Origin of the sequence: Pseudomonas fluorescens (assembly GCF_001623525.1) — a bacterium.
Classification (GTDB): Bacteria; Pseudomonadota; Gammaproteobacteria; order Pseudomonadales; family Pseudomonadaceae; genus Aquipseudomonas; species Aquipseudomonas fluorescens_Q.
Genome location: NZ_CP015225.1, coordinates 2,484,431 through 2,498,037, shown reverse-complemented (window position 1 = coordinate 2,498,037; position 13,607 = coordinate 2,484,431). Strand labels below are relative to the sequence as shown.

Genomic DNA, 13,607 nt, shown 5'->3' with positions numbered 1-13,607 from the left:
TTATGAGGTCAAGGAGAGTCACTTTCATGAATTCGATGCCAAATGGCAACGGCCAGGCGACTACACGTTTGATTCTCGTTGTGGAAGATGATCCGACCATCCTGGAGTTCCTCTGTGAAATCCTCGAGGAGGAAGGGTTTGTCGTGGAGCCTCGGGAAAGCGCCGACGCAGCGCTGACGTTTCTGGAGGAGAGCGCGGATTACGTCGATCTGCTGCTCACCGATATCACCATGCCCGGCAAGATCGATGGCGCGGACCTGGCCAACCTGACCGGAGACCGCTGGCCGCAGATACCGCTGCTGATCATGTCCGGTTTCGAGACGCCGGAAAGCGCCGGGATCAAGCACCACGCGTCCTTCATCGCCAAGCCTTGGGCGTTGGGACAGATGCTGGATCTGGTGGAAAGTACGGTGAAAAGCCACTCTCTGCACTGATCGATCCCAGAACGACGGGTTATGATCGACCCGTCGCACTCATGTTTGGGTTGCAAGCGGCGATGGCTCCCATGACAATGCGAGTCATTATCAGTCGCGAATTATTCCATTGCCATGTCCGCCAACGATCTGTCCTTACGCAGTGCCGTCGACGTTCTGTACAGCGATCATCACAGTTGGCTCCAGGGCTGGTTGCGCAAGCGCCTGGGCAACGCCTTCGATGCAGCGGATCTCACCCAGGACACCTTCGTGCGCGTCCTCAAGGCTCGCTCCGCGTTGGACATTCGTGAACCGCGACCGTACCTGTCGATGATCGCCAAAGGGCTGTTGATCGATCTGTTTCGCCGCCGTTCACTGGAACAGTCCTATCTCGAAGCATTGGCCGCCATGCCGCAAGAGCAACATCCATCGCTGGAGGAGCAAGCCATCCTGCTCCAGGCCTTGATGGAAATCGACCGCTTGCTGCTGGGGTTGGGGCCGCGTATCAGGCAGGCGTTCATCCTGTCGCAGTTCGATGGCCTGACGTATCCGCAAATTGCCGAGCGCTTGGGCGTCAGTGTCCGCACGGTCAATAACCACATGGCCAAGGCCATGGAACATTGCTGCCTGATGCAAATTCAATTGCAGCTGTCATGAACCTGCCGCCCGAAGAGTTGAGCGCCATTCGTGCTGCCGCGCGGTGGTACGCCAAGCTGCATTCCGGCATCACGACCGACGCGGATCGGGCCGGGTGGAATGCCTGGCTGAGCGCCGATCCGTTGCATGGCCAGGCCTGGCAAAGAATGACGGCGGTGGCCGAACAGATGGCGAGTGTGCCGGGTGCACTGGCGGCGCCGACCTTGAGTGATACCCACAACCGATCCCGTCGCCAGGTATTGCGCAGCGTGTTACTGCTGACGTCCGCCAGTGGCCTGGGGTGGTTGGGCTGGCGCAGCCAGGCGACTCAGAATCTGTTTTGCGATTACCGCACCACGGTGGGCGAGCGCCGTGAGTTTCAACTGGCGGACGGCAGCACGCTACTGCTCAACACCGACACATCGGTCAATGTTCGTTTCGATGCAAACCAGCGGCGACTGGAGCTGTTGCGGGGGGAGATTCTCGTGACGACGGCGGTTGATCCCTTGCGGCGTCCTTTCAAGGTGGCCACGGGGCCTGTCGAAGTACTGGCGTTGGGGACGCGCTTTATCGTCCGTGGCCAGGCGCGGGGCGGCGAGGTGGCGGTGCTGGAGAAAGCGGTCGAGGTCAGTCTGCCGGCGATCGGATCAAGGCGGCGGGTCGAAGCCGGCCAACGCCTGGACTTCAATGATCGGTCACTGGGTACGCTGCGCGGCAACGATGTGTCGGTGGGTGCCTGGCAGAAGGGAAGCATCATTGCCATTGACCGTCCCCTGGCGGCGCTGCTGGAGGAGCTTTCGCGTTACCGCAACGGCGTGCTGCGTTGTGATCCGGCCATTGGCGACTTGAAGGTGTCGGGTGTGTTTCCCGTCGATGACACGGACCTCGCCCTGGCGGCACTGGAGAGTGGTTTTTCGTTGCGAGTGACCCGATACAGCCGTTTCTGGGTCCAGGTATCGAGTGGCGACCGACGCTGACGCTACGGCGCGATAAAAAAATTGTTCTGCACTTTTCATCCGCATCGTTCGGCTCTTCCTCAGTGAGTTTTTAACGACCGTTTTGGGGAGGGGAAGCATGTCTTGGGTGAGCGCGCCAGGTCGTCTGGTGTTTGCAGTGAAAATCGGCCTGCTGGCAGCCGCTACGGGCAGCGCCGGGGCCGTGAATGCCAGCCCGGTTCCAGAGGCTTCGGCGCAGCAGCGTTGGGTGCAGGCCTACGATATCGGAGCCGGCAGCCTGGTGGATGTCCTGACCCGTTTTTCCAGCGCTGCCGGTGTCGCCATTTCGTTCGATGCCCGGCAACTCCAGGGCCTGCGATCGCCTGGCCTGAGCGGTTCGTTTGGCGTGGTTGACGGATTTGCGCGCATTCTTGGCGGCAGCGGCCTGCAAGCCGACTTCCAGCCCAACGGTACGTATGTGCTGCGCCCCGTGCCCGGCAACGGTTCGGCAATGGAACTGGGCGTCACCACCATCGACGGACAGAGGCTCGGCGCGACCACCGAGAACAGTGGCTCCTACACGACAGGGGCGGTCACCATTGGCAAAGGCGAGCACTCGCTGCGCGAAACGCCACAATCGGTGACGGTGATCACCCGCAAGATGCTCGATGACCAAAACCTGAACACCATCGATCAAGTGATGGAAAAGACGCCCGGCATTACCGTCTACGACTCGACCATGGGCGGAAAATATTTCTATTCCCGTGGGTTCCGGATGTCCGGCCAGTATCAATATGACGGCGTCCCGTTGGACATGGGCAACAGCTATGTCCAGGCCGATAGTTTCAGCAGTGACATGGCGTATTACGACCGTGTCGAAGTCCTGCGCGGTGCGGCCGGGATGATGAAGGGCTCGGGTGGTACCTCCGGCGGCGTCAATTTCGTCCGCAAACGCGGCCTGGCCGCGGCCCAGACCGAACTCAGCCTCTCGGGCGGTACTTGGGACAACTACCGTGGGCAGATCGACACCGGTGGTCCACTGAATGATTCCGGTACTGTGCGGGGCAGGGCGGTGATCGCCGAGCAGAGCCGGCATTATTTTTATGACGATGCCCGTCGCAAGGACCAGATCTATTACGGCGCTCTCGACTTCGACCTGAGCCCCGATACGACGCTCGGCCTGGGCGTTGCCTATGAAGACGTCGATGCAAGCCCCTGCTGGGGCGGGCTGCCTCGCTACAGGGATGGCAGCGATCTGAAGCTCAGCCGCTCCACTTGCCTGGATCCGTCGTGGAATACCTGGCGTAGCCAGCGGACCACGGTGTTCGGCGATCTCAAGCATCAGCTCAACGACGACTGGGCCGTGAAGGTGGCCGGTGTCTATACGAAAAATACCCAGGACATCAAATACGCGTTTGCATCGGGCTCGGTGACGCCAGGCATCTCGACCACCAACATGCTGGGCAGCATGTACGACTACGACCAGGTCGATTACGGCCTCGATGCGTATCTGGACGGCAAGTTCGATGCCTTTGGGCAGCAGCACGAATGGGTCGTCGGCTTCAACGCCAGTCGCTCGGACAAAGATGACTTTTTCTCGGTGGCACTGCTGCCAGAGAAACAGAATGTGTTCGATCCGGACCGTCATATTCCCGAACCGGACGACAGTTACTTCATCGAAAACTCGACGCGCGGTGGTCCGGTCAAGACCGTTACCGAGCAGCAAGGGATGTATTCGACCCTGCGCCTGAAGCTGGCGGATCCCTTGACGTTCGTGGTGGGCAGCCGGGTAAGCTGGTACAGCTCCAAGACCGACTCGGTGTTCCTCACCGGCGGTTCGGAACACGCCAAGAGCACGGAGACGGGCCAGGTCACTCCGTTTGCCGCCGTGTTGCTGGACCTCAACGAACACCTGACGGCCTACGCCAGTTACTCGGACATTTTCACGCCCCAAGGCAACTACCGCTCCGAAAGCGGTTCGGCACTCAAGCCCCTGGTGGGTGAAAGCTACGAACTGGGGATCAAGGGCGAATGGTTCGAGGGCCGCCTGAACAGCGCCTTCAACCTGTTCCGCACGCTGCAGAAGGACCAGGCCCAGACCGACTACATCTCAAGCTGTTCGTCCTCGGACGGTTTCTGCTATGAGAACGCCGGCAAGGTACGCGCCCAAGGCTTCGAAGCCGAGATCAGCGGTGAAGTCATCGAGCGCCTGCAACTGCTGGCCGGCTATACCTACACCCAGACCAAGACCCTCGACGACATTGACACCAGCCTCAACGGCGGTTCGTTCAACAGCTACGTGCCGCGCCATGTGCTGCGACTGTGGGGCGATTATGCCCTCGGCGGGGCATTGGAACGGTTCAGCGTCGGCGCAGGCGTCAACGCACAAAGCGACAATTTCCGGGTGTCGCCAGCGACGGGCGAGAAGATCACCCAGGCCGGTTATGCGGTGTGGAACGGTCGCCTCGGCTACCGCATCGATGACACCTGGTCGTTGGCGCTCAATGGCAATAACCTGTTCGACAAGCGCTACTACGCCACCATCGGGACCGAGGGTTTCGGTAACTATTATGGCGAGCCGCGCAACTTCACCCTGTCCATGAAAGCGCGCTTCTGATCCGGTGGCGAGGGCGCAAGCGCCCTCGCCACGGTTTCTCTCAGTTCTTGTCCAGGTCCACGCTCCGGGTTTCCCGCAGGCAGATCATGCCCACTACCAGGCTCACCCCGGTGATCACCACCGGGTACCACAACCCGTAGAAGATATCCCCGGTGTAGACCACCAGGGCGAACGACACGGTGGGCAGGAAGCCGCCGAACCAGCCGTTGCCGATGTGATAGGGCAGGGACATGGAGGTGTAGCGAATGCGGGTCGGGAACAGTTCGACCATCAACGCTGCCAGCGGTCCGTAGCACATCGCCGAGATGATGATCAGCGCCACGATCAAGGCGACGATCATCGGCCGGTTGATCTGCTGGGCGTCAGCCTGTTGCGGATAGCCTGCCAGGGTCACCGCGCCGCGCAGGGCCGCTTCGTCGTAACCTTCGAGTTTCACGTCACCGACGCTGACCTGCACCGTGCTCCCGGCTGGGGCTGCGACGCTGCTGTAGGGCAGGCCTTGCTTGACCAGGAAGGTCTTGACCTTGTCGCACGGGCTGTCGAAGCGCGCCTTGCCCACCGGGTCGAACTGGAAGGTGCAGGTGGCCGGGTCGGCGATCACGGTGATCGGTGCCTGGCGGCTCGCCTGGTCGATGGCCGGGTTGGCGTAATGGGCCAGGGTCTTGAAGATCGGGAAGTACAGCGCTGTCGCCAGCAGCAGGCCGATCATCAGCACCGGTTTGCGCCCGACCTTGTCCGACAGCCAGCCAAAGAAGATGAAGAACGGTGCGCCGATCACCACGCTGACAATCAGCAGGCTGTTGGCCAGGGCCGGGTCCATCTTCAGGAACTGGGTGAGGAAAAACAGCACGTAGAACTGTGCGGCATAGAAGGTCACCGCTTGCCCGGCGTTGATGCTGAACAGGGCGATCAACACCACCTTCAGGTTTTCCCACTTGCCGAACGATTCGCGAATCGGCGCCTTGCAGCTCTTGCCTTCTTCTTTCATTTTCAGGAAGGCCGGCGACTCATGCAGGCTCAGGCGAATCCAGGTGGAAATGCCCAGCAGCAGGATCGACAACAGGAACGGAATGCGCCAGCCCCAGACTTCGAACTGATCGCCGGTGAAGTAGCGGCAGCCCAGCACCACCAGCAGCGACAGCAACAGCCCGAGGGTGGCCGTGGACTGAATCCAGCTGGTATGAAAACCGCGCTTGCCCATTGGCGCGTGCTCGGCAACGTAGGTCGCCGCGCCGCCGTACTCACCGCCCAGGGCCAGGCCCTGGAGCATGCGCAGCACCACCAGGATGATCGGCGCGGCAATGCCGATGCTGGCGTAGTTGGGCAGCAGGCCGACGCAGAACGTCGCCACGCCCATGAGGATGATGGTCGCCAGGAATGTGTACTTGCGCCCGATCATGTCCCCCAACCGACCGAACACCAATGCCCCGAACGGCCGCACGATGAAACCGGCGGCGAACGCCATCAGGGCGAAGATGAACGCGGTGGTGTCGTTGACCCCGGCGAAGAATTGCTTGCTGATCACCGCCGCCAGGGCGCCATAGAGGAAAAAGTCGTACCACTCGAACACCGTCCCCAGGGACGAGGCGAAGATGACTTTCTGGGTTTCCTGGCTGGTGCCGACGCTGCGCGTGGCTTCCAGGGACTGAACATGCTCGGACATAGCGGTATCCCTCACAGTGATTGTTTTTGTTGTTCCACTGCGACGCCGGGGTGGCGTCTCCTGATTTGACACACTTTCCTTGAATCGACTCCTCACCTTGAGGGAGCTCGCTCCCACAGGTGTTTCTGGTGTTCAGACCGTAGCAGGTGCTTTTTCGACGTCGGTATTCCTCGTCGCGGGGTTGAGCATCATCTGCGCCGCCTTCTCGGCAATCATCAACGTTGGCGAGCAAGTGTTGCCCGAGGTGATGCGTGGCATGATCGAGGCGTCGGCAATGCGCAGGCCCTTGATGCCGTGGACACGCAGTTGCGCATCCACCACCGCGTCACGATCCTGGCCCATGCGGCAAGTGCCCACCGGGTGGAAAATCGTCGTGCCGATGCGGGCGGCGGCCTGGTGCAGTTCTTCTTCGGTTTGCAGGCTGGGGCCCGGCAGGTATTCCACCGGTTTGAAACGGCTCAGGGCCGGGGCCGCGACGATGCGGCGGGTCAGGCGGATGGCGTCGGCGGCGACCCGCAGGTCCTCGGGGTGGCTCAGGTAGTTGGGCTGGATCAGCGGCGCTTCATGCAAATCGGCGGAGCGGATGTCCACCCGGCCACGGCTTTGCGGGCGCAGGTCGCAGACCGACGCGGTGAACGCCGGGAAGCTGTGCAGCGGTTCGCCGAAGCGTTCCAGGGACAGCGGCTGCACGTGGTATTCGAGGTTGGCCGAGGTCTGCTCCGGGCCCGAGCGGGCGAACGCGCCGAGTTGGCTGGGGGCCATGGACAACGGGCCGCTGCGGTCGTACAGGTAGCGCAGGCCCATGCCCATCTTGCCCCACAGGGTGCCGGCGATCTGGTTCAGGGTGCGGGCGTTTTCCAACTGGTAGATCAGCCGCAGTTGCAGATGGTCCTGCAAGTTGCCGCCGACGCCGGGCAGCTCATGCACCACGCCGATGCCCAAGCGTTGCAGCAGGCTGCGCGGGCCGATCCCGGAACGTTGCAGGATCCCCGGCGAACCCACGGCCCCGGCGCACAGGACGATTTCCTTGCGGGCCTTGAAAGTCATGCCTTTGCCTCGCCAGCGGGCGCTGACGGCGTAGGCCCGGTCGTCACGCAGCAACACGCGGTCGACCTCGACGTCGGTCAACACCGTGAGGTTGGCGCGCTGGCGAATCGGCTTGAGAAACGCCTTGGCCGCGTTCCAGCGTACCCCGGCTTTCTGATTGACCTGGAAGTAGCCGCAGCCTTCATTGTCGCCGCTGTTGAAATCGTCGACGTTGGGGATGCCGCTCTGTTCGGCGGCGGTGCGGAACGCATCGAGAATCGGCCATGACAGGCGCTGGCGTTCGACCCGCCATTCGCCGCCGGCGCCGTGAAATTCGGACGCGCCGGCAAAATGGTTTTCGCTCTGGCGGAACAGTGGCAGCACGTCGTTCCAGGCCCAGCCAGAATTGCCCTCGGCGGCCCAGCCATCGTAGTCCGTGGCCTGGCCGCGCATGTAGATCATGCCGTTGATGGAGGAGCAACCGCCCAGGACCTTGCCGCGCGGATAACTTAGGGCACGCCCTTGCAGGCCAGGTTGTGCTTCGGTCTTGAAGCACCAGTCGGTGCGTGGGTTGCCGATGCAGAACAGGTAGCCGACCGGGATGTGAATCCACGGATAGTTATCGCGCCCGCCGGCTTCGAGCAGCAGCACCCGGTGTTGCGGATTGGCCGACAGCCGATTGGCCAACAGGCATCCGGCAGGGCCGGCGCCCACGATCACGTAATCGTATTCATCGACGACAGGTTGCATTCGCGACCTCATTTTTGTTTTTGTGGGATCCATCCTAGTTGTTAGTTTTCGTCAAAAGAATGTTAGTTTTTGCGCAGCGGCTATGCGTTTATAAACAGTCATGCCTTCAGGCGCGTTCAAGGATCGCCTCATGTTCGACTGGAATGACCTGCGTTATTTCCTGGAGTTGCAACGCAGCGGGCGTCTGCTGACGGCTGCACGGCGCTTGAACACCACCCACGCCACCGTGGCACGGCACATCGAGGCCATCGAGAAAAGCCTCGGCACCGCGCTGTTTGTCCAGCATGCCCAGGGCTATGAACTGACCCCGGCCGGCGAGACGCTGCTCAAGCACGCCGAAGCCATGGAGAACGTGGCGTTGCTGGCCCAGGAGGACATCACCCAGTCCAGTGCGCCCCTGGGCAAGATCCGCCTGGGGGTGACCGAAGGGCTGGGCATCATGTTTCTCGCCTGTCGCATGGAGGGGCTGTTCCAGCGCTATCCGGGGCTGGAAGTGGAACTGGTGGCGGTGCCGCGCTTTGTCAGCATCCTCAACCGTGAGGCGGAAATCAGCATCCACCTCGAACGCCCGGCGGCCGACCTGCTGGTCACCCGCAAACTCACCGACTACAGCTTGGCGCTGTACGCCAGCCAGGCCTACCTGGACCGCTCGCCAGCGCTGCGCAGCCGCGAGGACCTGGCCCGCCATGCCTGGATCGGTTATGTCGATGATCTTTTGTTCAGCCAGGAACTGATGTTCCTCAACAGCTTTTGCCGCAACCCTCGGGTGGTGTTCCACAGCACCAGCGTCATCGCCCAGCAGCAGGCCGCGCGCTCCGGCCTGGGGATTGCCGTGCTGCCTTGCTACATGGCCAGCGGCGACCCGACGCTGGTGCCGTTGCTGCCGGACGAAACCATCCGCCGCAGCTACTGGATCAGCACCCGCCGCGAGCTGCACAAATCCGTACGCCTGCGGGTGCTGTGGGATTACGTGGTGCAGTTGTGCGAGCGCGAGCAGGCGCTGCTGCTGCCCTGACCACGCAGTACCCCTGTGGCGAGGGAGCTTGCTCCCGCTGGGCTGCGCAGCAGCCCCAAACCTCAGTTCGCAATGCCCCTGACCCACCGCAATGAATGGATCAGGGCTGCTTCGCACCCCAGCGGGAGCAAGCTCCCTCGCCACAGAGGGCTGTGCAAGTGCTGGCCGCCCAAGCCCCCTTTTATGGCCCCCAATGACCTCAAGCCAACGCGGTGGCGTGCCTTAGTGTGGGAACTGCCAGACCCACAACAAGAAAGGCGCAACCCTTGCGCCGCCATGAGGGGCCTTATGTCGGCAATCACGCCTTCCTTCCTGCTTCGAACCGCTGCCGTCGTATCGTTCGGCGCGTTGCTTGCCGCGTGTGGCGATGAGGCCAAGCCGCCCGCGCCCACGGTATTCACGGCCATGCCCAGCGATGCGGTGTTGGCCCAGGTCTACGACAGTAGTTGCAAGCTCTGCCACGCCAACCCCGGTGCCGGGGCGCCGTTGACCGGCGATACGAACGCCTGGGCGCCACGGGTGGCCCAGGGCGCCGACACCCTGCTGGATCACGCGATCAACGGCTACAACGGCATGCCGCCGATGGGCCTGTGCATGCACTGTTCCGAAGAGCAGTTCCTGGCCCTGATCGCCTTCATGTCCGGTCATCACTTCCAATAATAACTACGGGTACTACGGCATGACGATGGACTACTCACGGCGTCGGTTGCTGCAACAGGCCGGCGTTGTCGCAGCCTTTACGGCCCTGGGCAGCCAGGGCGCCCTGGCCGAGTTGATGCGCGCGCCGCGGCTGATCCCCTGGCGCAATTGGTCCGGTGCGCAGAGCTGCTTGCCGGCGGCGCGCCTGGCCCCCAAGGACCTCGATGAACTGGTGAACGTGGTGAGGCGCGCCGAAGGGCGGATTCGTCCGGTGGGTTCCGGGCATTCCTTCAGCGCCCTGGTGCCCACTGACGGCACCTTGTTGTCGCTGAGTTTTTTCAGCGGCCTGTTGGCTCATGATGCTGCCAGCCTGCAAGCCGAGTTCGGCGGTGGCACGCCCATGTCCCGCATGGGTCCGGCGCTCAAGGCCATCGGCCAGGCACTGCCGAACATGGCCGACGTGGATTACCAGACCCTGGCCGGTGCCATCGCCACCTCGACCCACGGCACTGGCAAGGCCTTCGGCTCGTACGCCTCCCAAGTAGTCGGCCTGCAACTGGTGACGGCCAGCGGCGCGGTCCTCGATTGCGATGCCCAGCGTCATCCAGAAGTATTCAAGGCCGGCCGGGTGTCCCTTGGCGCGCTGGGGCTGGTGACTCGCGTGCGCCTGCAGAACCGCGCCGCCTATCGCTTGCGCGAGCACCAGTGGGTGGCGAAAACCGAGGAGTTGCTCGAGGACGTGGGCACCAACACCCGGGACAACCAGCACTGGGAAATGCAGGTCGTCACCCATTCCGACTATGCGTTGTCGATCACCCTGAACGAAACCACGGATCCGCCCACGCCGCCGATCAGCCCCGAGGAGGAGGGCGGCAACGATTTCGTCAGCCTGATCGAAAACCTCGACAAGTACGGCAGCGATTTTCCCGCGATCCGGCGAGCGTTGCTCAACAGTCTGCGGCTGGTGGCCGATTTCGACGACCGGGTCGGTGACTCCCATGACATCTACGCCAACGCGCGCACTGTGCGCTTCAACGAGATGGAGTACTCGGTGCCGGCCGAATACGGCCCGGCGTGCCTGCGGGAGATTTTGGCGCTGATCCGCGACAAGGACCTGCGCACCTGGTTTCCCATTGAATACCGCTACGTGAAGGCCGACGACATTGCCCTGAGCATGTTCGAAGGCCGGGACAGTTGCTCGATCTCGGTGCACCAGCATTATCAGATGGACCATCACAATTTCTTTGCCGCCATCGAGCCGATCTTCTGGAAATACCAGGGCCGTCCGCATTGGGGGAAATTGCATTCCCTGAACGCCAAGGCGCTCCAGGCGCTGTACCCGCGCTGGACGGAATTCACCGAGGTGCGCCAGGCGCTGGACCCTGGCGGCAAGTTCCTCAATGGGCATCTTTCATCGATTCTGGGTTTGAGCTGAAGGAAGAACCTGTGGGCGCGAGCTTGCTCGCGATGGCGGTGCATCTGTCATTCCTGTCAGGCACAAAACCTGTGGCGAGGGAGCTTGCTCCCGCTGGGCCGCGCAGCGGCCCCAATCGGATAACACTGCTTTCCAGACAGATCGCGTCAGCCGGTTTACGACGGCTACGCCGCCGAGCGGGAGCAAGCTCCCTCGCCACACGTGCAGTGAAACACTCTAGAACGCAAACGGAATACTGACCTTGGCCCAGAGCATTTCGCCCTCGGTGCGGTTCTCCACTGCAAACTCCTTGGCCCAGCGGATTTCGGCGCTGGCGTACTTGAGGAAGGTCAGGTGCAGCGCCGGGCCGATGGCAAAGACCTGGCCGCGTACGCCATCGTCCACGTCTTGCCCGGCAAATTGCACGGTGCGGCCGTACTGTTTGTCGTCGGTGGTCTGTTTGAGGTAGTAGCCGTTGAGCCCCAGCATCACGTTGTCGGTCACGCGGTAGCTGGCGGAATAATCGAAGTGGAAGATCTGCCCCGAGCGGTAGTCGGTGTCCTTGTTCTTGCGGTTGAAGCTGTAGGTGCTTTTCATCGACACCTCGGTGTTTTCCGTGGGTAGCCAGGTGAAGGAAAACAGCGGCTTGTAGGTGTAGAAATTGTTGCTGGTATTGGCCAGTCGATCGGTGCTGTATTCGCCGGTCGGCACGGTGATTTCCACCGCCGCGGCCAGGGTCAGGTTTTTGCCCATGTCCCAGAGCACGATGGGCGAAATCGTGGTGTCGCCCATGCCCTCGCGGGTGTCATGCAGGCCGAACACCGACACTTCCTGCTTGATCCACGGTTGGGCGATGTAGATCCCCGCGCGCCCACCGGCCACCCGCAACGGGCTCAGGTAATCGATGCGCGGGACCACTGCCGTGGATTCGATTTCGACCTTCGGCACTTCGCCACCCAATGAACTGATGTTGAGCTTCCGGGCCTTGTAGTGGTTGTAGTAGACGTTGAACGCAATCATGTTGTCCGGAAGGCTGTCGACCTCCAGCGGCAGCATGAAGAAGCCGTCTGTACCGGGGCCGATGTTGTCGACCCCGGCTTCGGTAGCCAGGGCCGGCAAGGCACTGGCGCAGGCCAGGCCGAGGGTCAATTGCAAGGCGAATGTCGTGCGGATCGGGTTCATGTGGGGGCTCATTATTATTGTTGGAGATGCACCGAAAGTCCGAGCCATACAAATAAGCCGTTCGCCGCCAACAGGGCAGGGTATTGGCGGCCATACAGGGGACTTGGGCGGCCAGATTTTTGTGCCCCTCGATCCGCCGGGGCATGCTAACTTTGTGAAATAACCGGTTACAAAAACGCCACCTAACGTCCTCCGGAACCCGCCCCATGCAGATGAAAGTCATTGACCCGACCTATGAATTGGCGTTGGTATCGCCATTCCTGCTACAGACCCTGGCCGAGGTTGTGGCGGACAAGGGCTTCGATGCCGCCAGCCTGTGTCGCGGCCTGGGGTTCGGCCTTGATGATCTGCAAGATCCCGCCCAGCGCATTTCCCACCGCCAGGCCGTGGTCATGATTCAACGGGCGCTCAAGCTGTTGCCCGACCAGGGACTGGGGTTGTGGGTAGGGGACCGCAACGTGCTTGGCACCCTCGGCCTGCTGGGCCACGTCCTATCATTGTGCGAAACCCTGCGCGATGCCTTTGCCCTGGGGGTTCGTTACCAGCACACCACCGGTGGCATCGCGGTGACCAGCGTCGAAGAAGCCACTGGCCGGATCATGGTCGAGGCGACCTGCCGGCTGCCTTTCGCCGAGATCCAGGTGTTTGCCGTGGAAGAGTTCTTCGCCAGCCTGATGGTCTATGGCCGGGCCCTGGCGGGGCCCGATTTCAAGCCCCTGGCCGTGGAGTTCATGCACGCCGCACCGTCCTATGCCCAGGAATATCAGTGGATCTTGGGACCGGATGTGCACTTCGGTTGCCGACACAATCGCATGCTGATCGACGTGCGCTGGCTGGATATGCGTTTGCCCAATCACCACCCGCTGGCCCTGCGCCAGGCATTGGCCTTGCTGGAGCAGGAAGCCACCGAAGTTCACCAGAAGATTGACCTGATCCAGACCGTGGAACGGGCCATTGCCCGAGACCTGACCCGTGGCAGCCACATCGAGAAAATCGCCGGTGATCTCAACATGAGCAGCCGCACCCTGCGTCGGCGCCTGAGCGAGCACAACCTGACCTTCGAGACCTTGCTCGAACAGGTGCGTCGCAGCCGCACCCTGAACCTGTTGGCCAATCCCGAACTGTCCATCGAGCGCATCACCGAAGAAGTCGGCTACAGCGATGTGCGCAGCTTCCGCCGGGCGTTCCGGCGTTGGACCGGCATGAGCCCGAGCGCATTTCGCAATGAGAGCGCCGACGCCCGGCTCTAGCCACTGGGCGTCGAACACCTCGGCCCCCGAGCTGTGAACTGACTGGCGGCGCTTGTCAGAAAAACCT

General features: G+C 62.1%; 11 protein-coding genes. 8 read left to right on the top strand and 3 right to left on the bottom strand.

Annotated elements, in window-relative coordinates:
* Positions 1-26: 26 nt before the first annotated feature.
* From TK06_RS10610 to TK06_RS10595, 4 genes are all read left to right on the top strand, one after another.
* The gene (locus TK06_RS10610; RefSeq protein ID WP_063322031.1) at positions 27-434 is read left to right on the top strand and encodes a response regulator; all 408 of its coding nucleotides are present in this window, start codon (positions 27-29) and stop codon (positions 432-434) included.
* A gap of 114 nt (positions 435-548) precedes the next feature.
* Positions 549-1,070: a sigma-70 family RNA polymerase sigma factor gene (locus tag TK06_RS10605; protein ID WP_063322030.1), complete on the top strand. Its 522-nt coding sequence runs from the start codon at positions 549-551 to the stop codon at positions 1,068-1,070.
* Complete coding sequence (locus TK06_RS10600; RefSeq protein WP_063322029.1) at positions 1,067-2,026, top strand: FecR domain-containing protein; 960 nt, start codon at positions 1,067-1,069, stop codon at positions 2,024-2,026. Before TK06_RS10605 ends, TK06_RS10600 begins: the two co-directional genes overlap by 4 nt.
* 97 nt (positions 2,027-2,123) lie before the next feature.
* On the top strand, positions 2,124-4,601 hold the full coding sequence (locus TK06_RS10595) for a TonB-dependent siderophore receptor (protein ID WP_063322028.1): 2,478 nt from the start codon (positions 2,124-2,126) through the stop codon (positions 4,599-4,601).
* A 40-nt stretch (positions 4,602-4,641) separates the two neighbouring features.
* Here the strand turns inward: TK06_RS10595 and TK06_RS10590 are convergent, their stop codons facing one another.
* On the bottom strand, positions 4,642-6,264 hold the full coding sequence (locus tag TK06_RS10590; RefSeq protein WP_063322027.1) for an MFS transporter: 1,623 nt from the start codon (positions 6,262-6,264) through the stop codon (positions 4,642-4,644).
* Between the two features lie 132 nt (positions 6,265-6,396).
* Positions 6,397-8,040, bottom strand: a complete 1,644-nt coding sequence (locus tag TK06_RS10585) for a GMC family oxidoreductase (RefSeq protein ID WP_063322026.1) — start codon at positions 8,038-8,040, stop codon at positions 6,397-6,399.
* Between the two features lie 130 nt (positions 8,041-8,170).
* Between TK06_RS10585 and TK06_RS10580 the strand changes: the two genes are divergently transcribed.
* From TK06_RS10580 to TK06_RS10570, 3 genes are all read left to right on the top strand, one after another.
* Positions 8,171-9,055, top strand: coding sequence for a LysR family transcriptional regulator (locus tag TK06_RS10580; RefSeq protein WP_063322025.1), 885 nt, complete (start codon positions 8,171-8,173; stop codon positions 9,053-9,055).
* 288 nt (positions 9,056-9,343) lie between these two features.
* A complete protein-coding gene (locus TK06_RS10575) occupies positions 9,344-9,715 on the top strand; it encodes a c-type cytochrome (RefSeq protein ID WP_063322024.1) in 372 nt (123 codons plus the stop codon).
* Between the two features lie 115 nt (positions 9,716-9,830).
* Complete coding sequence (locus TK06_RS10570) at positions 9,831-11,129, top strand: D-arabinono-1,4-lactone oxidase (protein ID WP_161951751.1); 1,299 nt, start codon at positions 9,831-9,833, stop codon at positions 11,127-11,129.
* Positions 11,130-11,345: 216 nt separating this feature from the next.
* On the opposite strand, the gene TK06_RS10565 is transcribed toward TK06_RS10570, so the two are convergent.
* Positions 11,346-12,290: a SphA family protein gene (locus tag TK06_RS10565; RefSeq protein WP_063322022.1), complete on the bottom strand. Its 945-nt coding sequence runs from the start codon at positions 12,288-12,290 to the stop codon at positions 11,346-11,348.
* Positions 12,291-12,496: 206 nt separating this feature from the next.
* On the opposite strand from TK06_RS10565, the gene TK06_RS10560 reads away from it, so the two are divergent.
* Positions 12,497-13,540 (top strand): AraC family transcriptional regulator, encoded by a 1,044-nt coding sequence (locus TK06_RS10560; protein ID WP_063322021.1) that lies wholly within the window; start codon positions 12,497-12,499, stop codon positions 13,538-13,540.
* Positions 13,541-13,607: the final 67 nt, after the last annotated feature.

Bases quoted from the DNA above. Each gene is read 5' to 3' on its own strand.
- TK06_RS10560 (WP_063322021.1), top strand. From the start codon at position 12,497: ATGCAGATGAAAGTCATTGACCCGACCTATGAATTGGCGTTGGTATCG.
- TK06_RS10575 (WP_063322024.1), top strand. From the start codon at position 9,344: ATGTCGGCAATCACGCCTTCCTTCCTGCTTCGAACCGCTGCCGTCGTA.
- TK06_RS10565 (WP_063322022.1), bottom strand. From the start codon at position 12,290: ATGAACCCGATCCGCACGACATTCGCCTTGCAATTGACCCTCGGCCTG.
- TK06_RS10610 (WP_063322031.1), top strand. From the start codon at position 27: ATGAATTCGATGCCAAATGGCAACGGCCAGGCGACTACACGTTTGATT.
- TK06_RS10570 (WP_161951751.1), top strand. From the start codon at position 9,831: ATGCGCGCGCCGCGGCTGATCCCCTGGCGCAATTGGTCCGGTGCGCAG.
- TK06_RS10600 (WP_063322029.1), top strand. From the start codon at position 1,067: ATGAACCTGCCGCCCGAAGAGTTGAGCGCCATTCGTGCTGCCGCGCGG.
- TK06_RS10605 (WP_063322030.1), top strand. From the start codon at position 549: ATGTCCGCCAACGATCTGTCCTTACGCAGTGCCGTCGACGTTCTGTAC.
- TK06_RS10580 (WP_063322025.1), top strand. From the start codon at position 8,171: ATGTTCGACTGGAATGACCTGCGTTATTTCCTGGAGTTGCAACGCAGC.
- TK06_RS10585 (WP_063322026.1), bottom strand. From the start codon at position 8,040: ATGCAACCTGTCGTCGATGAATACGATTACGTGATCGTGGGCGCCGGC.
- TK06_RS10590 (WP_063322027.1), bottom strand. From the start codon at position 6,264: ATGTCCGAGCATGTTCAGTCCCTGGAAGCCACGCGCAGCGTCGGCACC.
- TK06_RS10595 (WP_063322028.1), top strand. From the start codon at position 2,124: ATGTCTTGGGTGAGCGCGCCAGGTCGTCTGGTGTTTGCAGTGAAAATC.